Raw genomic sequence first — 24290 nt, forward strand, 5'->3', positions numbered from 1 at the left:
AGTAGACTCTCGGCCGGTTAAGCGATCACCAGATGATTCTCCAAGACCGACGGCGGGCTTCCACCGCAGCGGTCGGAACAAAGCGCTGGATCATGAATTTGAAGGCGATGGTTCAAATCGACGTTCTTGAAAAACCGATCGAACGCATCAAGGAAACCTGCGTGATGATGGGCATCACGGAGAAGTTCGAGCGTGCGCTTCCGGAGCTCGAGACGTTCCTGGAAGGCGAAGTAGCGAAGGGCGAGACCCGCGAGACGCGGCTGACTTACGATGGACTCTGCTACCTCAAGCAGATCTTCGCGAGAAAGTAACAGCACGGCACACGGGAAGGTTTTCACGACTGCTCATCGGACGACGGCTCTGGCGCGGCTTCAGCATCCGCCACGGGCCATCGCAAAAGTTTTTGCACCTGGCATCGACGCATCAACGTGGCGCGGTAGCGATCGTTCCCGATCGCCGTCGCAGCTAGCGCCACATCCCGCGCATCTTGGCGCGGATGTCGACCGGCGCTGCACGATCTGCCGGCGCGGCGGTCGCCGGACGCGCAATCGGCCAGGTGGTGCGCTCGAACAGCGGCACCAGCCTCTCCGGGATGAAACGCGTGCGCGAGGCGTACATGTGCCGGTCGCCTTTGGCGCTCTGGCCGTGCACGAAGAAGCGCTGCGGCAGGATCAGGTGCAGATCATCCTTGGCGCGGGTCATGGCGACGTAGAGCAGGCGGCGTTCCTCTTCCAGCTCGGCGCTGGTCCCGGCGCCGAGATCGGAGGGCATGCAGCCGTCGACGACGTTGAGCACGAAGACCGACTTCCATTCCTGTCCCTTGGCGGAATGGATCGTCGAGAGGATCAGATAGTCCTCGTCGAGCAAAGGCGGGCCGGCCTGGTCGCTGGTCGCATCCGGCGGATCGAGCGTGAGCTCGGTCAGGAAGCGCTCGCGCGACGGATAGCCGCTTGCGATCTGTTCGAGCTGGATCAAATCCGCGCGGCGGACCTCGGCGTCCTCGTGGATGCGGTCGAGATGCGGCTCGTACCACAGCCGTGCCCGCTCGATATCGACGGGCCACTCGGAATAGCGGAGGTTCTCGATCGCGCGGACAAATCCCTTCCAATCTTCGCCAGCGCGCGGCGGCGAGGGCAAGGTGCAGAGTGCGGCAATCGGGTCGGCAGCCTCGGCCATGCGTTCGAGCACCCGCTGCGCCGAGCTTGGCCCGACGCCCGGCAGCAAATGCAGGATGCGGAAACCGGCGACGCGGTCGCGCGGATTCTCCACGAAGCGCAATAACGCCAGCATGTCCTTGACATGGGCGGCGTCGAGGAATTTCAGGCCGCCGAACTTCACGAAGGGAATGTTGCGGCGGGTGAGTTCGACTTCCAGCGGACCGCTATGCGAGGAGGTGCGAAACAAGACCGCCTGGTGCTTGAGCAACGCGCCTTCCTCGCGGTTCGCCAGGACCTGCTCGACGATGTAGCGCGCCTGATCGGCCTCGTCGCGGACGGCGACGAGCTGTGGCCTGCGCGACGATGTCCGCTCGGTCCAGAGATTCTTCGTGAAGCGCTCCTTGGCCAGCGCAATCACGCCGTTTGCGGCCGATAGGATCGGCTCGGTCGAGCGATAGTTGCGATCGAGCGTGATGAGCTCCGCCCTCGGCGTAAACTGATCCGGAAAATCCAGGATGTTGCGGACAGTGGCGGCGCGGAACGAATAGATCGACTGCGCGTCGTCGCCCACGACCGTAAGCCCGCTCCCTCCGGGTTTCAGTGCGAGCAGGATCGATGATTGCAGGCGGTTGGTGTCTTGGTATTCGTCGACCATGACGTGGTCGAAGCGGCCACCGATCTCGTCGGCAAGCGCAGCGTCGGTCACCATCTGCGCCCAATAGAGCAGGAGGTCGTCATAATCGAGTACGTTCTGTTGCTGCTTGGCGTCGACATAAGCAGCAAACAGGCGCTTCAGTTCATCCGCCCAGCCCGAGCACCAGGGATAGAACATGCCGAGCACGCTCTCGATCGGCGTCTCGGAATTGACGCAGCGGGAATAGATCGCAAGGCAAGTGCCCTTGGTCGGGAAGCGGCTCTCGGTTTTGGAGAAGCCGAGATCGTGCCGGACGAGGTTGATGAGGTCGGCGGAATCCTCGCGGTCATGGATGGTGAAGGCAGGATCGAGCCCGATCCGCTCGGAATATTCCCGGAGCAGCCGCGCGCCGATGCCGTGAAAGGTGCCGGACCAAGTGAGCGCATCGGTCATGACGCCCGCGTTGTCGCCGAGCACGCGGCGGGCGATTCGTTCGACGCGCTTGGTCATTTCCGCCGCCGCGTGGCGCGAGAAGGTCATCAGGAGGATGCGGCGTGGGTCAGCACCGCTGACGATCAGATGCGCAACGCGGTGCGCCAGCGTGTTGGTCTTGCCTGATCCGGCGCCGGCGATCACCAGAAGCGGCGCGCCAATGGTTCCATCCGGCCCGACGCCGTGTTCGACGGCGCGCCGTTGCGCAGGATTGAGCGCATCCAGATATGTGTCTTTGCTGTCCGCGAGCACGAATCACCCCCGGAGAAAGCTAACAGAGATCGGGCCTGTGGGGATGAAGGTCCAGGGCGGGAGATAGAATTAGATTGACTTTGGCTACGCCCGTTGCACAACCGCGTCATGGGTGACGTATCGAGTTCCGACACACCGCTGAAGGCGACGTTCAAGATCAAGCTGAACGGCGAGACCGTCACGATTGCGACCGTCGGCCAGGCCTATCGCTTCATCACCAATCTGAACTCGGTGGAGTGGATGGAATTCCGCACGCTGCACGACGAGGCGGTCAGCGCGCTGGAGAAAGCCGCCGACAACGCGATGCTGGCGATCCCGGCGACTAATGCGCTGCGCGCGCTGTTCGTGCGCGCAAAACTGCTCTGACAGGAAACGGGGCGCCTGGTCTCCAAGGCCACCCCGGATTGCCGCAGAGAGCCGCGATTCGGCCATGCCCCTGCGAACACGGTCACAGCGCGTCCTCCGCCAGCAAGCGGTCATAGGCGAGCGCGGAGCGCAGGTTGATGGCGGCGATCTTCAGATAGCGCGATTCCTTCATGGCATTGTTCAGCATCAGGATCGCCGTTCGCCAGTGAACGCGTTCGCGCTGATCCTCAGTGAGTGATGAAAAGAAATCCGCCACGTCGCCAACGGTCGCGATCGTCCGCCCGTCCCTCAACGCAAGCGGGAACGGGAGCGGCGAATTCCTTTCGATATCCAGCAAGAGACGCTCCGGGCAACGACCAACCGACGCTTAAGTCACCCGGCTATATCATTTGTTAACAGGAGGCGAGGGGCTGCCAGCATCGGCTAGAAGGAATCCGCCAGCGCGATTTCCGCCTCGAGCGCCTGAATACGCCGCTCGGCTTCTTCAAAGCTCAGATCCGCCGCGTATTGCCTGGGCTGGTAGGCCTCTTCCGCAAGACCCTTCAATCGCAATGCCTGAGCGCGGGTCATTTGAGCACTGGCGCGCTCGCGTACCCCGCCATATTTCGCCACCGGTGTCCTCATGGTCCGCTGCCTCGTAGTCTCAAATCCGTGACTTGACTTTATGTTCTATTTTTGTTCTAACAGGCCATGGATAATAGAATTAATGAAATCCGTCGCAAGATCAGTGCGCTACGGGACGAGATGATCGTTGCCGAGGGCGTGGTCCGCGATCAGGTCAATCACGATCACGATTGCACGGAGGCGGCGCGCCGGCTGCTTGCCATGCGCTCGGAGATGACTGAGCTGATCGGTCAGTGGAAAGCTGCCGGCGGCAGCGAACGGCTGCCCGACGTCAGAGAGCACCTGAAACGCCAGCCGGTTGTGCGACCGAAGAAGGATTGAGCGCGCCAACCAGCCTCGCTAGCCGCGTTTGCGGATAGATAGGCGGGCAGTTGCGCGACAGCACAGCACGATGTGCTCCCGCCCGCTTCCAACCAGGAACGGACGTCGTCTCCACGCGTTTTCACCGCAAGGAGACCATGACTGAGCCCTTGCCCATATTGATCGAAGATTCGGTGCAGATCGCCTGGGACTTTCTCCAGCGCGCCGGCGAGCTTGACGATGGCGCAGTCGCGAGCCGCTTTCTGGTCGACGATATCGAACTGATGGTGCGACGGGGAGAGCGGCGGCGCCTTCTGCTGGCGAACAGGGCGATCGACGACTATCGGCGCTTCAAGCACGGGCGCGCGATGCTGGTCGGGCGAGAGCTCGAACCTGCGACGTGACCGCGGCGGAGTGTCCGCGTTAGGAACAGATTTAGCGCTTGCGCTTGCTTCCTCCAGGAGGTGTCGCATGAGCAAGGAAACGCCACTCGATGATCCCCGGCAGCAGACCGACTGGGGTTCGCACAAGCAGACCGACAAACCGTGGAAGGAGAAGCCGGAGAAGGAGCAGCGATCCGGCGATCCGAAACCTGACCTCGAAAAGTGGCGGGAGAGCAATACCAGCTGAAGGCGGTCGCAGCCACGAGCATACCGATGACCCGCTATCACTTCTGGATTGTTGACCACGATCGGGCGCTCGATGCCATCGGACGACCGGTGGGTGACCGCGACCAGGCGCTCGTGCACGCCAAGCGGCTTGCGATCGATCTCGCTGAGAGCGGGCAGGAATATCTCGGCAAAGGTTATGCGGTCGTGGTGCTTGATGATGCCGGCATCGAGATTCATCGTGAAAGTATCGATACCGCCGAAAAGAGCGGCTGACGCGAACCAGGTCGATCTGCTCGGTGAACCGCGGCCGAGCAGTTGGCCGGTCTTTGGCAACCGGAATAGCGCAGCGAATATTGCGCCGCGTCGGCCCGATGCTCCCGTCCTTGGAATGTCAATCGACGATTGTTTCGGAAAGAGGCCGGTTCAGCCGGGAAAACCCGTGGAGGCGACCTTCCAGCAGGGCGTCCATGCCACGGCGGTGCAACAAGAGCAGTCCGACTGCAAGCTGGCGAAGATCGTTGCGGTCGGCGCCGACGGGGAGCCGGCGTGCGCGGCGCAGCGCGTCGGCCGCCTGTCGCTCCAATGGAGATCGCTTACGTTCCATAAGCTCGGCCCCCGGCGGCCATCGATAATAACTACATCGAATAGTGATAACATGGCCCATTTCAGCCGCCGCAACCGCCACATAGGTTAACTTCGGTGAGTTTTGTGTCGGACGGGAACGATGAATGACGATCGCAACCCGCTGCTCACACTGATCTCCTGCGTCATCTGCAGGAAGACAATGCGGCTCGAGCGGAGCGCGCCGGGCGAGGACGGCAAGGACGTCATTCAATATCGCTGCGAGCAATGCGGGCGCATCGAACGGGTCCGGCTCGTCCGGGGAAGCTGGCCGTCCACGAGTCAGGCCGGTTGATGGGGTCGCCAAGGCTTCAGATCAGGCCGCCGACGTGACCAACTCGGTGCCCGGATAGGCGACCATCCAATCGTCCAGCAATTCATCGGAGCTGGAATCGTCGAGCACGAGCGGACGGCATGCCGCCAAATCCCTCCCGTGCGCGAGCTTGCTGCGTTTCGGCGGTCTCCTGCGGGTGGTCATTGGCCATCAATGCTCCAGCGGCATTTCCCATGGCTGCCGCAACAACAGATCTGGGGGCGGGCAGGTTCCTGCGAGCCGCAAGAAATGGCCCGCGCCGCGGGGGTCAGTCGTGCCCGGTCAGCTTGGACAGCTCACGGCTGAGCTCGTGAAGCTGGTAGGGCTTGCGGAGGATTGGAAAATCCATCCTGACGTGCTTGACGGAATCGGAATAACCGGTCGTGAGCAGGACTGGCAGCGTCGGATTTCGTTCTCTGATCTCGCGCGCCAGCTTCAGTCCGTCCATCTTGCCGGGCATGATGATGTCGCTGAATACGAGGTCGACATCGTCAGCCTCGATCTCTTGCAGCGCCGTCTCGGCGTTAGGCACCCAGCGGACGGTGTAGCCGAGTTGCTCGAGCAGCCCGGCACTTGCGTCGGCCACAGCGGGATTGTCCTCGACCAGCAGGACGGTCGCGGAGGCTTGCTTGTTCAAGCTCCCCTGTTCGTGATGCTCGGCCGCGCTGCTGCGGGGCAAGCGGAGACGGACCTTGGTGCCCGTGCCAAGCGCGCTTTCGATCTCGATCGTCCCGCCGGCTTGGTGGACGAAGCCATGCACTTGGGAGAGGCCGAGGCCAGTTCCCTTGCCGATGGGCTTGGTCGTGAAAAAGGGATCGAACACCTTGCTGAGCACATCTTGTGGAATGCCCGCGCCGGTATCCTCGACTGAAATCAGAACCTGATCCTTGTCCAAATCATTGCGCGCCGAGATGGTGACGGTGCCGCCTTCCGGCATCGCATCGCGGGCGTTGATGACAAGGTTGAGGAGGGCGGTTTCGAACTCGGTGGGATCGAGGAAGACCGGCCAGACGTTGGGCTGGATATCGATCTGCAACGTCACCATGCTGCCGAGGGCACTTGCCAACACCTCGCGCACCGACATGATCTGGCGATCGACGTCGATGGTCCGCGGATTGACGCTCTGTCGTCGGGCGAAGCTGAGGAGCTGGCTCGTCAGGGACGCTGCACGTTGAGTAGCGTTCTCGATCGCGCTCAGCGCGCGCAGGGCCTTCACGCTTGTTAGCTCCTTTTTGATCTTATGCAGATTGCCTGAGACGATCATCAAGAGATTGTTGAAGTCGTGCGCGACACCGCCGGTCAGTTGGCCGAGCGCGTCCATCTTCTGGGATTCCGCAAGCTGTCGCTGTATCTGCTCCAGCTTGAGCTGCGCTTCGCGTCGCTCCGTGATGTCGCGGGTGATCTTGGCAAAGCCGATCAGGCGGCCGGAGCGGTCGCGAATCGGGTCGATCACAACGCTCGCCCAGAAGAAGGAGCCATCCTTGCAGACGCGCCAGCCTTCCTCCTCGTAGTGGCCGGTCTCCTCGGCGATCTTCAACGCCCGTGCTGGCTTGCCCGCCGCCCGATCCGCCGGGGTATAAAAACGCGAGAAGTGCTGGCCGATGATTTCCTCGGATGAATAGCCCTTGATTCGCTCGCCACCGGCATTCCAGTTCACGACGATGCCCTGTGGGCTCAGCATGTAAAGGGCGTAGTCCGTGACGGCCTTGACCAGAAGACGGAAATTGCGCTCGCTCTCGAAATAGTCCCGTTCGAGCTGTTTGGTCTTCTTGGCCATATGAAATCCTGCCCCGCCGACAGCAAACGCCAAAGTGCGACCTTCGTTCCCGCTTTAGGCTTGGTCTAACAGCTTGCTGAGCAGTCGCAAAAAAGTTCCCGAGGACCCGGAACCTTCCGTCAGATCTCTCATTGGTATCGTTCGGCTGTCTCCGCGTGTTATCGCTCATTTTTTCGGTCTTGATTAGATCGCAACCTATCCGTCTTATGCATCCGATGGTCCGGAACTTCGAAAATTTAAAGCCGGCCAACGTGCAGGGGGAATTTTATGAGCGATTTGGGTCCGGCTCCTCGTAGTCGTGGCGAACCCCGCCGTAACAAACAAAACGGCAAGATCGATCCCGCCCAGGACCTGTTGCAGTCGCTCCAGGCGATGCGGGCCGGTGACTTCACCGCGCGCATGCGCGGCGACTATCTCGGGATTGACGGCAAGATCGCGGACGCCTTCAACGAGATCGCCGCGGCGAACGAGCGCATGGCCCAACAGCTCGAGCGCGTCGGCCAGGTCGTCGGCCGCGAGGGACAGACCCGCCAACGGGTGAATCTCGGCCTTTCAAGTGGCTCTTGGGCGGACATGGAAGGCTCGATCAACACCCTGATCGACGACCTTTTGTGGCCGACCCGGGAAGTGACGCGCGCGGTCGCGGCGGTCGCACAAGGCGACCTGCTGCAGACCGTTCAGCTTGACGTCGAGGGGCGGCCACTGCGCGGCGAATTCCTGCAGTCGGCGAACATCGTCAACACGATGATCAAGCAGCTCGGCGTGTTCACGTCGGAAGTCACGCGCGTGGCACGGGAAGTCGGCGTCGAGGGCCGGCTTGGCGGGCAGGCCCAGGTGCCGGAGGTGACCGGCGTCTGGAAAGATCTGACCGAGAGCGTCAACTCGATGGCCAACAACCTGACAGGTCAGGTCCGCAACATCGCGGAGGTGACGATCGCAGTCGCCAATGGCGACCTTTCGAAGAAGATCACGGTCGACGTCCGCGGCGAGATCTTGCAGTTGAAGGAAGCGATCAACACCATGGTCGACCAATTGCGCTCGTTCGCGTCCGAAGTGACGCGCGTCGCGCGCGAGGTGGGTACCGACGGCAAGCTTGGCGGCCAGGCGATCGTGCCCGGCGTGGCCGGCACGTGGAAGGACCTGACCGATTCCGTCAATGCGATGTGCGGCAATTTGACCGCGCAGGTGCGCAACATCGCCAACGTGACGACCGCGGTGGCGCGCGGCGACCTGTCGCGGAAAATCACCGTCGACGTGCGCGGCGAAATCCTGGAGCTGAAAGACACCATCAACACGATGGTCGACCAGCTCAACGCCTTCGCGGGCGAAGTGACGCGCGTCGCGCGCGAGGTCGGCACCGAAGGCAAGCTCGGTGGCCAGGCCCAGGTGCCCGGTGTCGGCGGCATCTGGAAGGACCTGACTGATAACGTCAACTTCATGGCGTCCAACCTGACCGCCCAGGTCCGCAACATCGCCGACGTCGCCACTGCGATCGCCGGGGGCGACCTTTCCAAGAAGATCACGGTGAATGTGTCAGGCGAGATCCTTCAATTGAAGGAGACGCTGAACACCATGGTGGACCAGCTCAACGCGTTCGCGTCCGAAGTCACGCGCGTGGCGCGTGAAGTGGGCACCGAAGGCAAGCTCGGCGGTCAGGCCAACGTGCTCGGCGTTGCCGGCACCTGGAAGGACCTGACTGATAACGTCAACTTCATGGCGTCCAACCTGACCGCCCAGGTCCGCAACATCGCGGAAGTGACGACGGCCGTGGCCAATGGCGACCTCTCGAAGAAGATCACGGTCGACGTGCGCGGCGAAATCCTGGAGCTGAAGGACACTATCAACACGATGGTCGACCAGCTCAACGCCTTCGCGTCCGAAGTCACGCGCGTGGCGCGCGAGGTCGGTACCGAAGGCAAGCTCGGCGGACAGGCGCTGGTGCGCGGCGTTGCTGGCACCTGGAAGGACCTGACCGACAGCGTCAATTCGATGGCATCGAATCTGACGGGCCAGGTTCGCAACATCGCGGAAGTCGCAACTGCGGTGGCGAAGGGTGACCTGTCGAAGAAGATCACCGTGAATGTGTCAGGCGAAATCCTTCAATTGAAGGAGACGCTGAACACCATGGTGGACCAGCTCAATGCGTTTGCGGGCGAAGTGACGCGCGTGGCGCGCGAGGTCGGCACCGACGGCAAGCTGGGTGGCCAGGCGGAAGTGCCTGGCGTCGCCGGCACCTGGAAGGACCTGACCGATTCCGTGAATTCGATGGCGGGCAACCTCACGGCGCAGGTGCGCAACATCGCGGAGGTCGCGACCGCGATCGCCGGCGGCGACCTGTCGCGCAAGATCACGGTCGACGTGCGCGGCGAGATCCTGCAGCTCAAGGAAACGCTGAACACCATGGTCGACCAGCTCAACCGCTTTGCGGGTGAGGTGACGCGCGTGGCACGCGAGGTCGGCACCGAAGGGCGTCTCGGCGGCCAGGCCAACGTGCCCGGCGTGGCCGGCACCTGGAAGGACCTCACCGACAGCGTCAACTCGATGGCCGGCAATTTGACCGCCCAGGTCCGCAACATCGCGGAAGTCACCACCGCCGTGGCGCGCGGCGACCTGTCGCGCAAGATCACGGTCGACGTGAAGGGCGAAATCCTTGAGCTGAAGAACACCATCAACACGATGGTGGACCAGCTCAACGCCTTCGCTTCCGAGGTGACGCGCGTGGCGCGCGAGGTCGGCACCGAAGGCAAGCTCGGCGGCCAGGCAGAAGTGCCGGAGGTCGCCGGCACCTGGAAGGACCTGACCGACAACGTCAACTTCATGGCGTCGAACCTGACGGCCCAGGTCCGCAACATCGCGGAGGTCGCGACCGCGATCGCCGGCGGCGACCTGTCGAAGAAGATCACCGTGGACGTCCGCGGCGAGATTCTGCTCCTGAAGGAAACGCTGAACACGATGGTGGAGCAGCTCCGCTCCTTCGCGGCTGAAGTCACGCGCGTGGCGCGCGAGGTCGGCACCGAGGGCCGGCTGGGCGGTCAGGCCGTGGTGCCTGGCGTCGCCGGCACCTGGAAGGACCTCACCGACAACGTCAACCTGCTGGCGGCCAACCTCACCACTCAGGTGCGCAACATCGCGGAAGTCACCACCGCGGTGGCGCGCGGCGACCTCTCGCGCAAGATCACCGTCGACGTGAAGGGCGAAATCCTCGAGCTGAAGAACACCATCAACACCATGGTGGACCAGCTCAACGCGTTTGCGGGCGAAGTGACGCGCGTGGCGCGCGAAGTCGGCACCGAAGGCAAGCTCGGCGGCCAGGCCGAGGTGCGCGGCGTCGCCGGCACCTGGAAGGACCTGACCGATACCGTGAACGTGATGGCCGCCAACCTGACCGAGCAGGTGCGCGGCATCGTCAAGGTCGTGACGGCGGTCGCCAATGGCGATCTGAAGCAGAACCTGACCGTGAAGTCGAAAGGCGAGGTGGCCGCGCTCGCCGACACCATCAACAACATGACCGAGACCCTGGCGACGTTCGCCGATCAGGTCACGACCGTGGCGCGCGAAGTCGGCGTCGAGGGCCGGCTCGGCGGGCAAGCCAACGTGCCCGGCGCCGCCGGCACGTGGAAGGATCTGACCGGCAACGTCAACCTGCTGGCCGCCAACCTGACCTCGCAGGTCCGCGCCATCGCGGAGGTCGCAACCGCGGTGACAAAAGGCGACCTGACCCGCACCATTCAGGTCGACGTCCGCGGCGAGGTGGCCGAGCTCAAGGACAACATCAACACCATGATCGGTAACCTCCGTTTGACGACGGACCGCAATACCGAACAGGACTGGCTGAAGACCAATCTCGCCAGGTTCACCAATATGCTGCAGGGGCAGCGCGATCTGTCGACCGTGGGACGGCTGCTGCTGACCGAATTGGCGCCCGTGATCAACGCGCATATGGGCGTGATCTACCAGGTCGAGAGCGCCGAGATCCCGCAACTGCGTCTGTTGTCCGCCTATGCCGACGACGGCGCCAAACCGCATCCATCAATCGTGCGCTTGGGCGAGGGACTGATCGGCCAATGCGCACTGGACAAGCGGCAACGGCTGCTTTCGGACATTCCTGATGACGTGGTCCCGGTGAATTCGGCGCTGATGCGCGTGCTGCCCAAGAACGTGGTGGTATTCCCGGTCCTGTTCGAGAACCAGGTCAAGGCTGTGATCGAGTTGTCTTCGCTCGCGTCGTTCACCGCCTCGCAGATTACCTTTGTAGAGCAGCTCACCGACAGCGTCGGCATCCTGCTCAACAGTATCGAGGCGACAATGCAGACCGAGGGCCTGCTAAAGCAGTCGCAACAACTCGCGGGCGAGCTTCAGGCCCAGCAGCGCGAATTGCAGCAGACCAACGAGCAACTCGAACTGAAGGCGCAACAGCTCGCCGAACGCAACGTTGAGGTCGAACGCAAGAACCAGGAAATCGAGCAGGCGCGCCGTGCGCTGGAAGAAAAGGCGAGCGAGCTTGCGCTGACCTCGAAATACAAGTCGGAATTCCTGGCCAACATGTCGCACGAGCTGCGCACGCCGTTGAACAGCATCCTGATCCTCGGCCAGCAGCTTTCGGACAATCCCGAAGGCAATCTTGCGCCCAAGCAGGTTGAATTCGCCCGCACCATCCACGGCGCCGGCACCGACCTGCTCAATCTGATCAGCGACATCCTCGACCTCTCGAAGATCGAGTCCGGTACCGTGACCGTGGACGCCGAGGAAATCCTGACATCGAGCCTGCTCGAAACCGTCGGCCGACCGTTCCGCCATGAGGCGGAAAACCGTCATCTGTCGTTCAGCATCGAGGTCGACGAGACGCTTTCCCGCAGCATGGTCACCGACTCCAAGCGCCTGCAGCAGGTGCTGAAGAACCTGTTGTCCAACGCCTTCAAGTTCACCGCCGAGGGCGGCGTCAAGCTGACCGTCTCGGCCGCGGTCGGCGGTTGGAGCGCCGAGCATCCAATTCTCAACACCGCACCCGCGGTCGTCGCCTTCGAGGTGAGCGATACCGGCATCGGTATCCCCCTGGACAAGCAGAAGCTGATCTTTGAAGCGTTCCAGCAGGCGGACGCCGGCACCAGCCGTAAATATGGCGGCACCGGCCTTGGCCTTGCGATCAGCCGCGAACTCGCGAGCCTGCTCGGCGGCGAGATCCATCTGCGAAGTGCGCCGGGCAGAGGCAGTACCTTCACGCTCTATCTGCCGCTGAAATATTCCGGCCCGAGCGTTGCGCTTCGCGTGCCCCCCGCGCTGCCCTTATCGCAGGGCGGTGCGCCGGCGTTGCAGGCGCCCGCAACGCAGGAGCGCGTGGCGGAGGTGCTGGACGACCGGCTCAATCTCGAGCCCGGAGACATGATCCTCCTGATCGTCGAAGACGACCCGCATTACGCGCGGGTCCTGGTCGATCTCGCACGGGACAAGGGTTTCAAGGTCCTGGTCGCGAACCGCGGCGCCGAGGCATTGGACCTCGCCAAGCAGTTCCAGCCGACCGCGGTTTCGCTCGATGTGTTCCTGCCCGACATGCTCGGCTGGACCGTGCTGAGCCAGCTCAAGCACAATCCGCTGACCCGGCACATACCGGTGCAGGTCATCACGCTCGACGAGGACCGGCAGCATGCGCTGGCGCGCGGCGCCTTCTCGTTCGTCAACAAGCCCACGACGACCGAGGGCGTCAGCGCGGCGCTCGCCCAGATCAAAGAATATGCAAGGCCGCGACGCAAGCGGCTTCTAATCGTGGAGGACAATCCGGCCGAACGGCTCAGCATCAAGGAGCTATTGGATCATAAGGACGTCGAGATCGTCACCACCGGTACCGGAGCCGGGGCGCTCTCGACCTTGCGAAGCATCCCTTGCGACTGCGTCGTACTTGATCTGCGGCTGCCCGATATGAGCGGCTTTGAGGTGCTCGACGAAATCCGCAAGGATGAAAGCCTGTCCAATGTTCCGATCGTAGTCTTCACCGGACGGGAACTCTCGGCCGAGGAGGATGCCGAGCTTCACACAATGGCGCGCAGCATTGTCGTAAAAGGCGTCGAATCCCCGGAACGTCTGCTCGACGAAACGTCACTGTTCTTGCACCGTGTCATCACTGAATTGCCGATTGAAAAGCAAAGGATGCTCGAGAAACTTAACAGTTCCGATGAGGATCTCATTGGCAAGACGGCGCTTCTCGTCGACGACGACGCGCGAAACATCTTCGCGCTTTCCAGCGTGCTCGAACGGCGTGGTATGAAGGTACTGACGGCTACGACGGGCCACGAGGCGATCGCGCTAGTCGAATCCAATCCCAAGATTGCCATCGTCCTGATGGACATCATGATGCCGCAGATGGACGGCTATCAGACCATCGGCGTGATCAGGCAGAATGCGGCGCTTGCCCGTCTTCCGATCATCGCACTGACCGCGAAGGCGATGAAGGGCGACCGAGAGAAATGCCTGGAAGCGGGCGCGTCGGATTATCTGGCCAAGCCGGTGAACACCGAGCAATTGCTGCTCGCCATCCGCATGTGGCTACATCGCTGAAGCGGCATGAAGATGATGGACCATGAAAAGGTAAACATCCTTCTGGTCGACGATCAGCCGGCGAAGCTGCTGGCCTATGAAGTGATCCTGAAGGAGCTCGGCGAGAATCTGGTGGTGGCCGCGTCGGGGCGGGAAGCGCTCGAGTTTCTGCTCAAGAACGAAGTCGCGGTCATCCTGGTCGACGTCTGCATGCCCGAGCTCGATGGTTTCGAGCTCGCGGCCATGATCCGCGAACATCCGCGCTTTCAGAAGACCGCGATGATTTTCATCTCGGCGATCCAGGTCAGCGATTTCGATCGGCTGCGCGGCTATGAGATGGGCGCGGTCGACTACGTTCCGGTGCCGGTGGTGCCGGAAGTGCTGCGCGCCAAGATTCGTGTCTTCGCCGAGCTTTACCGCAAGACCCGGCAGTTGGAGCGGCTCAATTCCGAACTTGAGGACCGCGTCCGCGCGCGCACCGCTGAGCTCGAGCAATCGACCGCGCGGCTGGTCGAAAGCGAACAGCGTCGCAGCATGGCGATTGCTGCCGGCAAGATGGGCTCCTGGGACTGGGACTGGGTCAACGGCGACTGGATGTGGGACGATGGCCAGTACAAGATCTTTGGCGTCGATTCCAAGAGCTTCGAGCTGACATCCGCGAACATTCAAGCGCTGTTTCATCCCGAGGATTTCGATGGCTTGCGCGAGGCCTGGACCGAATTCGCGAAGGGCGTGAAATCATACGAAGCCGAATTCCGCATCATCCGCCCCGACGGCGAGGTGCGCTGGTGCGTCGGCACGGCGGCTGCGACCACCGACAAGAAGGGCCGCGTGGTGCGGGTCAGCGGCGTCACCGTCGACATCACCGACCGCAAGCGTGCCGAAGAACGGCAGAGCCTGCTCACGCGAGAAGTCGATCATCGCGCCAAGAACGCTCTCGCGCTGGCGCAGTCGATCGTACGGCTGACGCGCGCGCAGAATGTCAACGCCTATGTGCAGGCGGTCGAGGGCCGGATCACGGCGCTGGCGCGGGTTCACACCGTGCTGTCGCTGTCGAGCTGGCAGGGCGCGGAAATCCGGCGACTGGTGGCCGAAGAAGTAGCGCCGTATTCGGAAGCCGGACAAATCCAGTACGAGGGTGCGGAGGTCCAGCTTGAGCCTGCCACGGCGCAAACACTGGCGCTGGCGCTGCACGAGCTCGTCACCAACTCCGCGAAGTATGGCAGCCTTTCCTCGCTGTCAGGTCGGCTCGCCATCACCTGGGAAGTGCAGAGCGATAGGCTGATCCTGGCGTGGGTTGAAACAGGTGGACCGCGCGTGACCAAACCGACCTCCAAGGGATTCGGCACAAGGAGCGTGATCGCCAGCATCGAGACCCAGCTTGGCGGCAATGCCGATTTCGATTGGCGCCCTGAAGGCCTGGTCTGTCGCCTAACGGTGCCGTTGCAGGGAAAGCCGCGCACGGAGGCTGCTTCATATCGAGATATGAATGCGCCAGGATCGGAGCCGGCGCTCAGTTCGCGCACTGCGTAGCCGCGACGGATCAGGCATCGGAAGCCGCGATTAGGAACGTTCTCGTCACTGGCCGATTAGTTTCATCGACGTCTTAAGGATGGCTTGCGATGAAACTGACACGAATTGCATTGGCTTTCGGATTCATGCTGTGCCCCGCGCTCGCACTGGCGCAAACGGGTGGCGCACCGAGCGGGCGCGGATCGACCACGGGAGACCCGGCCGCGAGCTCCGCCACGCCAGGCTCCGCGCCGACAACCGGCAGTGCAACGAGACCGAGCCGGAGCGGTAGCGGGACATCGACTTCAGGCGGGCGGGACAACAATGGCGACGCCGGCCGGGACAGAATGCCCGAGAGCAACATGACCGTTCGCCCGAACGATCCAGACAAGAAGTAATCGCGAAGACGTTTGCAACGGAGAGGAAGATGGGACTTGCGCAATACGCCATCGTGCCAATTCGCGACCAATGGGGAGTGCTGCACGACGGCGTTGTGAACGGTGAATATGCGACCAAGGAATCCGCGTTCGAATCGGCCGTCGCTGCTGCATCTTTGGCGATTCGGCAGGGCCATGAAGTGCATGTGAGCGTGCCGGCGCGGGAGCAGGGCGAAGCCGCCATGCAGTCCAAGCCTTAGCTGCGGAGGAGCGAGGGTTGCCAAGAGAGGGCCGTTGGGCTGTTTTTCGAGTGATCCGTTCCCGCCTAGCCGTTTATTTTGTTCGCGCGAAGTAACCTGAGTTAGCGACGATAGATTGTTGGAAGCGCGATTCTATACTCACTTGCGAAGCGGGAGACTTCCATGACGGCAAAGCGCAATCGAAGAAAGAACAGCGTGCCGTTCGACGAGCGGCTCCAGAGAGCGGCAGACGAGGCACGCGCGGCAGCCGAGCAGTTGCCGCAAGGTGAGGCGCGCGACGCATTGCTGAAGAAGGCAAGGCAAGCGGAAACCGCCGCTCATCTGAACGAGTGGCTGACATCGCCCGGCCTGCAATCGCCGCGCTAAGATGACGATGGATCGCAAGGCTGCCTGTCTGGCGCAGGCCGATGCCTGCCGGGCGAGGGCGCAAGCCGATCCAGCAAATAGCGATCACTGGATCGAAGAATCGATCAAATGGCTCGAGCGAGCCATCGATCCAACGGGCGGCCTCTCGATGACTTTCGAGACGAAGGATGAGCAGCAGCTCACATCAGATGGCGCCGTCGCCCCGATCGCATCTTTCGACGTCCGAGCCTCGTCAACCAGAACCGACGGGACCTAGTCGGATTCGACATAAGCCATTCGCGAACAAGCGATCGCACCCAAGGCGATAACGACGCCAGCGGCGATCAGGAAACTCGGCAAGTATAGGGACACGGTCGGCGAACCGGCGGTCTGCCGCACATGGTTGGGACTGTTCATCCCAGCAGATATCTCAGCATCCCCGTGAGCAGTGCCGCGCTGACGATCGCCAATGTCGCGCAAAGCAGGTCTAGGTTGAGGCTGACTTTGTCGTGTTGATGCTCGTGCATCGCTATAGCTGTGCATGTTGGGCGCTGGGACGAGAAATCTCGCTCAGCGCCACGCCGGCGCTGTCACCGCCGTTGGCCTGCGCAATATCGCCGAGCGCAATGATACCGACCAAACGCTTTTCGCGATTGAGTACGGGCATGCGACGGACCTGAATCTCGCCCATAATTGCCGTCACTTCGTCGAGATCCTGATCTTCGAAGCAGTACTTCACCTCGGCAGTCATGACGTCCCGGATCCGCGCCTCCGGCCCACGGCCCATGCCGACGCCGCGAATAGCGATATCGCGGTCGGACACCATGCCGACGAGGCGGTCGTTCTCGGTGACCGGCAGCAGTCCGACGCCGAGTGCGCCCATAGCCTCTGCCGCATCCTTCAAGCTGTCTTCAGGAGTACAGAGCTGAACGTCGGGGGTCATCGCATCGCAAACTCTCATGGCAGACCTCGCTGTCGTCGTTTAGCGCCTAACCGATGTTGCGGATCGGCGTTCCTTCGGGCCGCAGGATTTTCAAGGCGGGACCGAACGGCGGCTACGACCGGGAACCAAGTCGGGCTGTCGTACGTAGTCTGGGGTGAGACGATGCCAGGCGGGAGCGAAAAATGCCGCTCTACCATTTCGATCTCGTCAACACCAAGACGGTTGCCGATCAAGGCGGCGCGGAACTCGCTGACGATATCGCCGCGATGGATTCGGCCGACAACATCGCACGGCGGCTGCTCGGCGAACACCCGGACCTGAAGAACAGGCACTACTCGATCCTTGTCACCAACGAAGACGGTGACGAGATTTGTCGATTGCCGCTAGACATCATCCACTAGGCAAGGCGCGCTGCGCCTATGACCGATCTTATCGCGAGATCAACGACAACTCGATGGTGCGTGCGCGCTTGTATTGCTGAAACGCGGAAATGGCGCGGTTTGACAGCACAAGCCTGTTGTGCTGGCCTTGGCTGATCATGAAGGCGACTTTCTCGATCAGGAAATGGTGTGCTTCCACCGGATCATCGATTTCGCCAGCCCGCCTGAGGTAGTCCCACGCGATCTGTACCGCGCTCTCCAGCAGCACGGGAAAGGACTCGTCCTTGAACCACGCCGACATGCCGGTTCCTCGAATTTACTGGGGAACCCGGTTTGCCGTATTTGGTTCCTAAGTGTTCTCGCGATCTATTGAGCGTGGATGGCGAAACGCACGAACTTGCGTCCACGGCGGTAGGAACCGGTTCGGGCGGCGCCGGGTTGTGCCGAAAGGTCAATCCAAGGAGATACCGATGAAGAAGATCATTCTGGCCTCTGCATGCGTTCTGGCATTGTCTGCCGGCGGCGCGCTCGCGCAGCAGGCCCAGCCCGCGCCCGGTGCATCGAGCGAGGGCAATGTCGGGCCTGGCGCGACACCGCGTACGAGTACGCACATGAACAAGAAGGGCATGACGACCGGCGCCGGCGGCGGCTCGAGCCGCGCGGCCCATCCTTCCAGCCATGGTGCCGGGACCAAGAGCGACAAGGGGACGCAATCGGGCGGCCGATATTAGACCGATGCGATCAAGAAAAATGCCGGCCATGAGCCGGCATTTTTCGTCAGGAACGTTGCCTGATCAACTGGCTGCAACTACTGATCGAGGGCGCTCGATCTGCTGGTTCCTACTTTCCCCCTTCAATCAATTGTCGCAGGGCGGCCGCGTCGGCGGGCGCGGCGCTCTTCTGGTCGTTGTCGAAATAGACGTAGACGTCGCAGCCCTGCTTCTTCCAGGAACGAATGCGCTTGGCCCACTCCGCCAGTGTCGCATCGCGATAATGGCCCTTATATCGGCCGCCGGGGCCGTGGCCTCTGACGTAGACGAAATCGGCGGTGCGCCTCCACGGTGCCGGCGCGTCGTGATGGTCCGAAATGCACAGCGAGATGTTCGCATCGGACAGTAGTCGCATGACCTTCGGGGCATACCAGCTTGGGTGCCGAAACTCGAAGCTGTAGCGGCGCTCTTTCGACAGGAGCTTGAGGAAGGAGGCGAGGCGATCCGGCTTAGCCTCAAACTGCGGCGGCAGTTGAAACAGGATGGGACCGACCTTGTTTCCCAGCAGCGACAGGCGAGCTTCGAGCAGCTCGAGACTGTTGACCGAGTTCTCCGACAGGCGCTTCCAATGTGTGATAAACTTGGACGCCTTCCAGGCGAAGACAAATTCCTGATCCGTCTGCTCGCGCCAGCCCTTCACCGCTTCGGGCGTTGGCGTGCGATAGAAGACGCCGTTCAATTCCGTGGTCGGAAATTGGCTTGCGTAGTAGCGAAGCTGGTTCTTGAGCGGCAGGCCCTTCGGGAAGAACGGCCCGCGCCAGGAATCGTAGTGCCAGCCGGATGTCCCGATCAGAATGCGCGCCATAAACTCGCGATGCGTTGGAGCGAAATGAAGCACAGAGAACCGGCACTCTGTGTGAGGGTTCCAATTCCAATCGGTAATCCCGGTCGTTCGCCGGAACCATGGTCTGACCGCGCGGTTAGCCAAATCGATTGCAAATGATCTCCTTCGCTTGAGGTGCTGTCGTGGATGCCATGACCCGAGAGCATGGGCCGTCCGCAGAAGAAACGCGGCCTCCGGAACGCGCTCCCGAACAGAAGCCTGAATTCAGGGATGTCGGCGAAACGCAAGACAGCCCGCCGACCGCGCCCGAGAAGCCATCGATGCGCGATCGGCTCCGCGAGCATTGGCTGTTGGCGATCGTGGGCGCCTGCGTTCTCCTGGCTGCGCTGATTGGCGGCGTCGTCTATTGGCTCGAGGTCCGTAACTACGAATCTACCGACGATGCTTTCGTCGCCGCCCGCAGCTTCTCGGTTGCTCCGAAGGTCGGCGGTTACCTTGTCGATGTGCCCGTTACGGATAACCAGCACGTCAATGCCGGCGATCTGCTCGCCCGTATCGACGATCGCGACTACAGGATCGCGGTCGACCAGGCCGAGGGGCAGGTTGCAGGAGCGCGGGCCAACATCGCCAATCTCGAGGCTCAGATCACCAGCCAGCAAGCCCAGATCGATCAGGCGCGAGCGCAACTCGCGCAAGCCGAAGCGCAACTGCAATTCGCGCAGCAGGAGGCCGCGCGCGCCGATGATCTGCTGCAGAAGGGCGCCGGCACACTGCAACGTGAGCAACAGACCAAGTCCGATCTCGAAGCGCAGCAGGCCAACACCACGCGTGCGAGAACGGCGGTAACGGTGGCGGAGCTTGGGATCAAGCCGCTGCAGGCCCAACGCGAGAGTGCCAAGGCCTCGCTGCAACAGGCAGAGGCACAGCGCGATCAGGCCAAGCTCAATCTCGACTATACCAACGTCACAGCGGCCCAGTCCGGGCGCGTCGTCAAGCTGAGCGGCGCGAAGGGCACATATGCGATGGCCGGGCAGAGCATCATGATGTTCGTGCCCGACGAGGTCTGGATCGTCGCCAACTACAAGGAGACCCAGCTTCGCGACATGCGTCCGGGCCAACCCGTCGAATTCAGGATTGACGCTTATCCGGACCGCAAACTGACCGGACGCGTGGACTCGGTGCAACCCGGCTCGGGTACGGCGTTCAGCCTGCTGCCGGCGGAGAACGCCACCGGCAATTACGTGAAGGTCGTGCAGCGCGTGCCGGTGAAGATCGTGGTCGATCATTGGCCCGCCGACGTCCCCGTCGGCCCCGGGATGTCGGTCGTGCCCTGGACGAAAGTGCGATGACCGACACGACGCAGGCCGGCGGCTGGTCGCCGGAGCGTTCCGCCGCCGGTGGACACAATCCCTATCTCATCGCCTTCGTCGTCTCGATCGCGACCTTCATGGAGGTGCTGGACACGACGATCGCCAACGTCGCGCTGCGCCACATCGCGGGCGGACTGGCGGTCGGGATCGACGAGAGCACTTACGTCATCACCAGCTATCTCGTCGCCAACGCGATTGTGCTGTCGATTTCCGGCTGGCTCGCCACCGTGATCGGACGCAAGCGCTTCTACATGATGTGCGTGGCAACCTTCAGCGTGGCCTCGCTTCTGTGTGGGTTTGCCTGGAGCCTGGAATCTCTGGTGCTGTTCCGCATCGTGCAAGGGCTCGGCGGAGGAGGCATGGCGACCTCCGAGCAGGCGATCCTCGCCGACTCTTTTCCGCCGGCCAAGCGCGGCCAGGCGTTTGCGATCTACGGCATCGCGGTCGTGGTGGCGCCGGTGATCGGGCCGACGCTCGGCGGCTGGATCACGGACACCTATTCGTGGCACTGGGTGTTCCTGATCAACGTGCCGATGGGATTGCTTTCGCTGTTCCTTGTGGGGACGCTGGTGAACGAACCCTCGGGTGCGGAGGAGGAGCGAAGGGCATTGCTCCGCAAAGGACTTCGCGTCGACTATGTCGGTTTCGCTCTGGTTGCGATCGGGCTCGCCTCGCTCGAATTCGTCCTCGACGAAGGCCAGCGCAACGACTGGTTCGGATCGAACATGATCCTGGTTTTTGCGCTGGTTTCCGCCTTTTGCCTGCTGGCGCTGATCCCCTGGGAATTGACGCGCGAGGAGCCCATTATCGAGCTTCGCCTGCTCGGCCAGCGGCAGTTCGCGGCTTGTTTCCTGGTCATGCTCGGCACCGGCGCAGTCTTGATTTCGACCACCCAGATCCTGCCGCAACTGCTGCAGGCGGACGAGAACTATACCGCGACGCTCGCGGGTCTCGCGCTGTCGCCGGGCGGCATCTTCACGATGGTGATGATGCCGATCGTCGGCAGGCTCGTGAGCGTCGTCCAGCCGAAGCACCTGATCATGCTCGGCGCCATGATCGTGACGCTCTCGATGTGGCATCTCACGGGGCTCACCCAGGATATCTCCTATGGCTATGCGGGGTGGTCGCGCATCTTTCTCGGCATCGGGCTGCCGTTCCTGTTCCTGCCGGTGACGACGGCCTCCTACGATGGCGTGCCGCCGGAGAAGACCAACCAGGCGTCGGCGCTGATCAATGTCGCGCGCAACATCGGCGGCTCGATGGGAGTCGCGCTGGCGCAGACCGTGCTGGCGCAACGCCAGCAATTCCATCAGAGCCGGCTGGTCGAGCATGCCGCGCCATCCGACATCGGTTACCAGCAGACCATCGATGCGATGACGCGCTACTTCCAGGCGCAGGGCTCCAACGCTTCCGAGGCGGCATCGCAGGCGATCGCATGGGTCGGCCAGACATTGCAGCGCCAGATCGACTTCCTCGCCTATATCGATGTGTTCTGGACGCTCGCAGTCATCGGCGCCCTGATGATCCCGCTCGCGCTGAGCATGCGCTCGATCGATCTCAACGCGCGGGCAAGAGGACATTGACGGCCAAATCGTCGCAACCACAGACGCGATTGTGAAATGAGCCAGCCAAGGTTCTGGGCTATGGATGCGTGTTCGCGAGATCATCGTCTCGCGTGAGGATATGAAATGCCCTGGAAGCCAGTTGCAGCGAGCGTCGTGCTGGCGGCCTTGCTTGAGTTGATGAATGCAGCTGCTGCAAGCGCACAGCCTGCTGTGCTGAAGGGACAGGAAGCCTATGGCGATTGGCGGCGCGACAAGCCCGGCACGTTGCGCCTGATCACGCCGCAGGATCTGCCCAAGCCCGGCGCGACGCCATCGAGCGCGAACATGTCGCGGGTGGTGCCGCCAACGGCCTCCGCAATTCCCCAAGTGCCGCCAGGGTTCAAGGCCGAACTGTTCGCCGACGGCTTGAACGGGCCGCGCATCATCAAGACCGCGCCGAACGGCGACATCTTCGTCGCCGAGACCCGCGCCGGGCGTATCCGAGTGCTGCGCGCCGCCGATGGGGCGACCAAGCCCACGATCAACGAAGTCTACGCTACCAGCCTCGATCGTCCGTTTGGGATCGCCTTCTTTCCGAATGGCGACAACCCGCAATGGCTCTATGTCGCCAACACTGGAAGCGTCGTCCGCTTTGCCTATCGCAATGGCGACCTCAAGGCTTCCGGCAAGCCGGAGACAGTCGTCGCCAAGCTGCCGCACGGCTCGGGTCACTCGACCCGGGACATTGTCTTTACGCCCGACAACAAGCGGATGCTGGTCTCGGTCGGCTCGGCAGGCAATTCGGGGGAGGGCATGGGTACCCCGCCGGGTGGCTTGGAAGCCTGGAAGCGCGAGCGCCCGCTTGGCGCCGCCTGGGGCAACGAGACCGACCGCGCGGCGGTGCTGGCCTTCGATCCTGACGGCAAGAACCAGCGCACCTTTGCCACCGGCATCCGGAATTGCGTCGGACTTGCGATCCAGCCGCAAACGGGCGTGCCCTGGTGCTCCACCAATGAGCGCGATGGTCTCGGCGACAACCTCGTGCCCGATTATGTGACCCGCGTCCGCGAGAACGCGTTCTATGGCTGGCCGTGGTTCTACATCGGTGCCAACCAGGATCCGCGGCACGCCGGCGCGCGGCCTGACCTGAAGGACAAGGTCACGGTCCCGGACGTGCTGCTGCAGGCGCATTCCGCTTCGCTTGGCCTCACGTTCTATGACGGCCAGAGCTTTCCCGCCGAGTATCGCGGCGACATATTCGCGGCCCTGCATGGCTCGTGGAACCGGTCGAAGCGCACGGGCTACAAGGTGATCCGCATCCGGTTGAAGGACGGCGTGCCGACCGGCGAATACGAGGACTTCGCGACCGGCTTCGTCATCAACGATTCCGAAGTCTGGGGACGCCCGGTCGGCGTCGCCGTAGCGCGTGACGGTGCGCTGCTCATTACCGAGGACGCCAATGGCACGATCTGGCGGATCAGCCGTTAGCCTCTTAGCCTTGCCCGTCGCTGAGCCCGTATTCCTCGTAGATCGCCAGCGGATCGGCGTCGGGAAACAGCCGGCACTTCGCTTGCGCCAGATGCAGGGTGACGGTTCCGCGATCGCAGCCGGCGGCAAGCAGCTTTCGGATGTCTTCCATATGCGGTCGCGGCTGGTGTTTGGGCGGAAGCTGCTCGAGGGCGACGAGCGCCGTCGCCAGCGCCTCGGTGATAACCCATTCGTCGTGGCCGGTGATTCCCTTTCTCGGCATCGCCACACCTCCCGCATTGGAGCAACGTACATTCTAACGTAAAGCCAAGGCGTACCGCCATTGTTGGATTGCATCCAGCGAGGCAGATACCTAGGACTTGAACACCATTTCCGGCACAGCATCATGCAGCAATTAAGGCTTCCGGCCGACGATCTCACCGGCGGGCTCAACACGTTTGCTGAATTTGTGGGCGCGCTGGGCCCGCTGGACGCAAGCCGCGGATGATGGGTTTCGCTGCGCTCTACCCATCCTACGCTGTCGTCCCCGCGAAGGCGGGGACCCATAACCACAGGCTGTGGTTGTGGCGGAAGCAAGCGGTGGTAGCGGAGCATACAACAAAGGCCTGGGGTTATGGGTCCCGGCTCCCGGCTACGCCAAGGGGCTTCGCCGAGGCGGGCAAGCCCGGGACGACGTGGGGAAGGTTAGGATTCAAATTTCAAACAGCGGAGAGGATGTGAGTTCGCGTTCTCGCGGCATTCGCTGCCCGAGCTTTGCATCACTTTCACCCTCTCATCGAACAGAGGGCGCAGGGAAAGCCGGGTGCTGGTTGCACCCGTGGGTCCCGTGCAACAAAAAGCAC

The 24290-nt window shown here is 62.4% G+C and carries 25 protein-coding genes; 15 read left to right on the forward strand and 10 right to left on the reverse strand.

Annotated features, from left to right (window positions below; all coding sequences use genetic code 11):
* The first annotated feature begins 32 nt into the window (after window positions 1-32).
* Entirely contained in the window at window positions 33-311 is a 279-nt protein-coding gene (locus tag AC5ZGW_RS22765) for a hypothetical protein (protein WP_028166440.1), read from the forward strand.
* 154 nt (window positions 312-465) lie between these two features.
* Here the strand turns inward: AC5ZGW_RS22765 and AC5ZGW_RS22770 are convergent, their stop codons facing one another.
* Window positions 466-2535 carry an ATP-dependent helicase gene (locus AC5ZGW_RS22770; protein WP_463327432.1) on the reverse strand — a complete coding sequence of 690 codons (2070 nt, stop codon included), beginning with the start codon at window positions 2533-2535 and terminating at the stop codon, window positions 466-468.
* Between the two features lie 108 nt (window positions 2536-2643).
* On the opposite strand from AC5ZGW_RS22770, the gene AC5ZGW_RS22775 reads away from it, so the two are divergent.
* Entirely contained in the window at window positions 2644-2901 is a 258-nt protein-coding gene (locus AC5ZGW_RS22775) for a hypothetical protein (protein WP_028166438.1), read from the forward strand.
* 82 nt (window positions 2902-2983) lie between these two features.
* On the opposite strand, the gene AC5ZGW_RS22780 is transcribed toward AC5ZGW_RS22775, so the two are convergent.
* Window positions 2984-3238, reverse strand: a complete 255-nt coding sequence (locus AC5ZGW_RS22780) for a hypothetical protein (RefSeq protein WP_130227524.1) — start codon at window positions 3236-3238, stop codon at window positions 2984-2986.
* 86 nt (window positions 3239-3324) lie between these two features.
* Window positions 3325-3513, reverse strand: a complete 189-nt coding sequence (locus tag AC5ZGW_RS22785) for a DUF3072 domain-containing protein (protein ID WP_245474843.1) — start codon at window positions 3511-3513, stop codon at window positions 3325-3327.
* Between the two features lie 78 nt (window positions 3514-3591).
* Here AC5ZGW_RS22785 and AC5ZGW_RS22790 point away from each other — a divergent pair, with 78 nt between their 5' ends.
* From AC5ZGW_RS22790 to AC5ZGW_RS22805, 4 genes are all read left to right on the forward strand, one after another.
* Complete coding sequence (locus tag AC5ZGW_RS22790) at window positions 3592-3846, forward strand: hypothetical protein (protein ID WP_245287457.1); 255 nt, start codon at window positions 3592-3594, stop codon at window positions 3844-3846.
* 137 nt (window positions 3847-3983) lie between these two features.
* A complete protein-coding gene (locus AC5ZGW_RS22795) occupies window positions 3984-4229 on the forward strand; it encodes a hypothetical protein (RefSeq protein WP_130227525.1) in 246 nt (81 codons plus the stop codon).
* Window positions 4230-4296: 67 nt separating this feature from the next.
* Window positions 4297-4455 (forward strand): hypothetical protein, encoded by a 159-nt coding sequence (locus tag AC5ZGW_RS22800; protein WP_165435335.1) that lies wholly within the window; start codon window positions 4297-4299, stop codon window positions 4453-4455.
* Window positions 4456-4481: 26 nt separating this feature from the next.
* Window positions 4482-4709: a DUF6894 family protein gene (locus AC5ZGW_RS22805; protein WP_035691254.1), complete on the forward strand. Its 228-nt coding sequence runs from the start codon at window positions 4482-4484 to the stop codon at window positions 4707-4709.
* 118 nt (window positions 4710-4827) lie between these two features.
* Here AC5ZGW_RS22805 and AC5ZGW_RS22810 read toward each other — a convergent pair whose 3' ends face one another.
* The 3 genes from AC5ZGW_RS22810 to AC5ZGW_RS22820 all read right to left on the reverse strand — a co-directional run bounded on the left by AC5ZGW_RS22810 (window position 4828) and on the right by AC5ZGW_RS22820 (window position 7147).
* Window positions 4828-5271, reverse strand: a complete 444-nt coding sequence (locus AC5ZGW_RS22810) for a hypothetical protein (protein WP_207231066.1) — start codon at window positions 5269-5271, stop codon at window positions 4828-4830.
* A 102-nt stretch (window positions 5272-5373) separates the two neighbouring features.
* Window positions 5374-5535, reverse strand: a complete 162-nt coding sequence (locus tag AC5ZGW_RS22815) for a hypothetical protein (protein WP_165435337.1) — start codon at window positions 5533-5535, stop codon at window positions 5374-5376.
* A 103-nt stretch (window positions 5536-5638) separates the two neighbouring features.
* A complete protein-coding gene (locus tag AC5ZGW_RS22820) occupies window positions 5639-7147 on the reverse strand; it encodes a PAS domain-containing hybrid sensor histidine kinase/response regulator family protein (protein WP_130227527.1) in 1509 nt (502 codons plus the stop codon).
* Window positions 7148-7414: 267 nt separating this feature from the next.
* Here AC5ZGW_RS22820 and AC5ZGW_RS22825 point away from each other — a divergent pair, with 267 nt between their 5' ends.
* From AC5ZGW_RS22825 to AC5ZGW_RS22840, 4 genes are all read left to right on the forward strand, one after another.
* Window positions 7415-13696 (forward strand): HAMP domain-containing protein, encoded by a 6282-nt coding sequence (locus tag AC5ZGW_RS22825; RefSeq protein WP_130227528.1) that lies wholly within the window; start codon window positions 7415-7417, stop codon window positions 13694-13696.
* 15 nt (window positions 13697-13711) lie between these two features.
* The gene (locus tag AC5ZGW_RS22830) at window positions 13712-15208 is read left to right on the forward strand and encodes a sensor histidine kinase (protein ID WP_035691260.1); all 1497 of its coding nucleotides are present in this window, start codon (window positions 13712-13714) and stop codon (window positions 15206-15208) included.
* Between the two features lie 406 nt (window positions 15209-15614).
* The gene (locus tag AC5ZGW_RS22835) at window positions 15615-15824 is read left to right on the forward strand and encodes a hypothetical protein (protein WP_028166427.1); all 210 of its coding nucleotides are present in this window, start codon (window positions 15615-15617) and stop codon (window positions 15822-15824) included.
* Between the two features lie 162 nt (window positions 15825-15986).
* A complete protein-coding gene (locus AC5ZGW_RS22840; protein WP_028166426.1) occupies window positions 15987-16190 on the forward strand; it encodes a hypothetical protein in 204 nt (67 codons plus the stop codon).
* A 508-nt stretch (window positions 16191-16698) separates the two neighbouring features.
* Here AC5ZGW_RS22840 and AC5ZGW_RS22845 read toward each other — a convergent pair.
* The gene (locus AC5ZGW_RS22845; protein ID WP_028166425.1) at window positions 16699-17130 is read right to left on the reverse strand and encodes a CBS domain-containing protein; all 432 of its coding nucleotides are present in this window, start codon (window positions 17128-17130) and stop codon (window positions 16699-16701) included.
* A 164-nt stretch (window positions 17131-17294) separates the two neighbouring features.
* Between AC5ZGW_RS22845 and AC5ZGW_RS22850 the strand changes: the two genes are divergently transcribed.
* Entirely contained in the window at window positions 17295-17513 is a 219-nt protein-coding gene (locus AC5ZGW_RS22850) for a DUF6894 family protein (RefSeq protein WP_028166424.1), read from the forward strand.
* 28 nt (window positions 17514-17541) lie between these two features.
* Here AC5ZGW_RS22850 and AC5ZGW_RS22855 read toward each other — a convergent pair whose 3' ends face one another.
* Entirely contained in the window at window positions 17542-17793 is a 252-nt protein-coding gene (locus tag AC5ZGW_RS22855) for a hypothetical protein (protein ID WP_035691250.1), read from the reverse strand.
* Window positions 17794-17962: 169 nt separating this feature from the next.
* On the opposite strand from AC5ZGW_RS22855, the gene AC5ZGW_RS22860 reads away from it, so the two are divergent.
* Complete coding sequence (locus AC5ZGW_RS22860; RefSeq protein WP_463327435.1) at window positions 17963-18223, forward strand: hypothetical protein; 261 nt, start codon at window positions 17963-17965, stop codon at window positions 18221-18223.
* Window positions 18224-18332: 109 nt separating this feature from the next.
* Here AC5ZGW_RS22860 and AC5ZGW_RS22865 read toward each other — a convergent pair whose 3' ends face one another.
* A complete protein-coding gene (locus AC5ZGW_RS22865; RefSeq protein WP_130231374.1) occupies window positions 18333-19067 on the reverse strand; it encodes a DUF72 domain-containing protein in 735 nt (244 codons plus the stop codon).
* Between the two features lie 299 nt (window positions 19068-19366).
* Between AC5ZGW_RS22865 and AC5ZGW_RS22870 the strand changes: the two genes are divergently transcribed.
* From AC5ZGW_RS22870 to AC5ZGW_RS22880, 3 genes are all read left to right on the forward strand, one after another.
* A complete protein-coding gene (locus tag AC5ZGW_RS22870; protein WP_463327436.1) occupies window positions 19367-20395 on the forward strand; it encodes an HlyD family secretion protein in 1029 nt (342 codons plus the stop codon).
* Window positions 20392-21999, forward strand: coding sequence for a DHA2 family efflux MFS transporter permease subunit (locus AC5ZGW_RS22875; protein ID WP_130231370.1), 1608 nt, complete (start codon window positions 20392-20394; stop codon window positions 21997-21999). Before AC5ZGW_RS22870 ends, AC5ZGW_RS22875 begins: the two co-directional genes overlap by 4 nt.
* A 159-nt stretch (window positions 22000-22158) precedes the next feature.
* Complete coding sequence (locus AC5ZGW_RS22880) at window positions 22159-23448, forward strand: PQQ-dependent sugar dehydrogenase (protein ID WP_463327457.1); 1290 nt, start codon at window positions 22159-22161, stop codon at window positions 23446-23448.
* A 4-nt stretch (window positions 23449-23452) separates the two neighbouring features.
* Here AC5ZGW_RS22880 and AC5ZGW_RS22885 read toward each other — a convergent pair whose 3' ends face one another.
* Window positions 23453-23710 carry a hypothetical protein gene (locus AC5ZGW_RS22885; protein ID WP_130231366.1) on the reverse strand — a complete coding sequence of 86 codons (258 nt, stop codon included), beginning with the start codon at window positions 23708-23710 and terminating at the stop codon, window positions 23453-23455.
* Window positions 23711-24290: the final 580 nt, after the last annotated feature.

It is taken from the genome of Bradyrhizobium sp. Crot121 (assembly GCF_059512385.1).

Bases quoted from the DNA above. Each gene is read 5' to 3' on its own strand.
- AC5ZGW_RS22765 (WP_028166440.1), top strand. From the start codon at position 33: ATGATTCTCCAAGACCGACGGCGGGCTTCCACCGCAGCGGTCGGAACA.
- AC5ZGW_RS22775 (WP_028166438.1), top strand. From the start codon at position 2,644: ATGGGTGACGTATCGAGTTCCGACACACCGCTGAAGGCGACGTTCAAG.
- AC5ZGW_RS22790 (WP_245287457.1), top strand. From the start codon at position 3,592: ATGGATAATAGAATTAATGAAATCCGTCGCAAGATCAGTGCGCTACGG.
- AC5ZGW_RS22795 (WP_130227525.1), top strand. From the start codon at position 3,984: ATGACTGAGCCCTTGCCCATATTGATCGAAGATTCGGTGCAGATCGCC.
- AC5ZGW_RS22800 (WP_165435335.1), top strand. From the start codon at position 4,297: ATGAGCAAGGAAACGCCACTCGATGATCCCCGGCAGCAGACCGACTGG.
- AC5ZGW_RS22805 (WP_035691254.1), top strand. From the start codon at position 4,482: ATGACCCGCTATCACTTCTGGATTGTTGACCACGATCGGGCGCTCGAT.
- AC5ZGW_RS22815 (WP_165435337.1), bottom strand. From the start codon at position 5,535: ATGACCACCCGCAGGAGACCGCCGAAACGCAGCAAGCTCGCGCACGGG.
- AC5ZGW_RS22820 (WP_130227527.1), bottom strand. From the start codon at position 7,147: ATGGCCAAGAAGACCAAACAGCTCGAACGGGACTATTTCGAGAGCGAG.
- AC5ZGW_RS22825 (WP_130227528.1), top strand. From the start codon at position 7,415: ATGAGCGATTTGGGTCCGGCTCCTCGTAGTCGTGGCGAACCCCGCCGT.
- AC5ZGW_RS22830 (WP_035691260.1), top strand. From the start codon at position 13,712: ATGGACCATGAAAAGGTAAACATCCTTCTGGTCGACGATCAGCCGGCG.
- AC5ZGW_RS22835 (WP_028166427.1), top strand. From the start codon at position 15,615: ATGGGACTTGCGCAATACGCCATCGTGCCAATTCGCGACCAATGGGGA.
- AC5ZGW_RS22840 (WP_028166426.1), top strand. From the start codon at position 15,987: ATGACGGCAAAGCGCAATCGAAGAAAGAACAGCGTGCCGTTCGACGAG.
- AC5ZGW_RS22845 (WP_028166425.1), bottom strand. From the start codon at position 17,130: ATGAGAGTTTGCGATGCGATGACCCCCGACGTTCAGCTCTGTACTCCT.
- AC5ZGW_RS22850 (WP_028166424.1), top strand. From the start codon at position 17,295: ATGCCGCTCTACCATTTCGATCTCGTCAACACCAAGACGGTTGCCGAT.
- AC5ZGW_RS22855 (WP_035691250.1), bottom strand. From the start codon at position 17,793: ATGTCGGCGTGGTTCAAGGACGAGTCCTTTCCCGTGCTGCTGGAGAGC.
- AC5ZGW_RS22860 (WP_463327435.1), top strand. From the start codon at position 17,963: ATGAAGAAGATCATTCTGGCCTCTGCATGCGTTCTGGCATTGTCTGCC.
- AC5ZGW_RS22865 (WP_130231374.1), bottom strand. From the start codon at position 19,067: ATGGCGCGCATTCTGATCGGGACATCCGGCTGGCACTACGATTCCTGG.
- AC5ZGW_RS22870 (WP_463327436.1), top strand. From the start codon at position 19,367: ATGCGCGATCGGCTCCGCGAGCATTGGCTGTTGGCGATCGTGGGCGCC.
- AC5ZGW_RS22875 (WP_130231370.1), top strand. From the start codon at position 20,392: ATGACCGACACGACGCAGGCCGGCGGCTGGTCGCCGGAGCGTTCCGCC.
- AC5ZGW_RS22880 (WP_463327457.1), top strand. From the start codon at position 22,159: ATGAATGCAGCTGCTGCAAGCGCACAGCCTGCTGTGCTGAAGGGACAG.
- AC5ZGW_RS22885 (WP_130231366.1), bottom strand. From the start codon at position 23,710: ATGCCGAGAAAGGGAATCACCGGCCACGACGAATGGGTTATCACCGAG.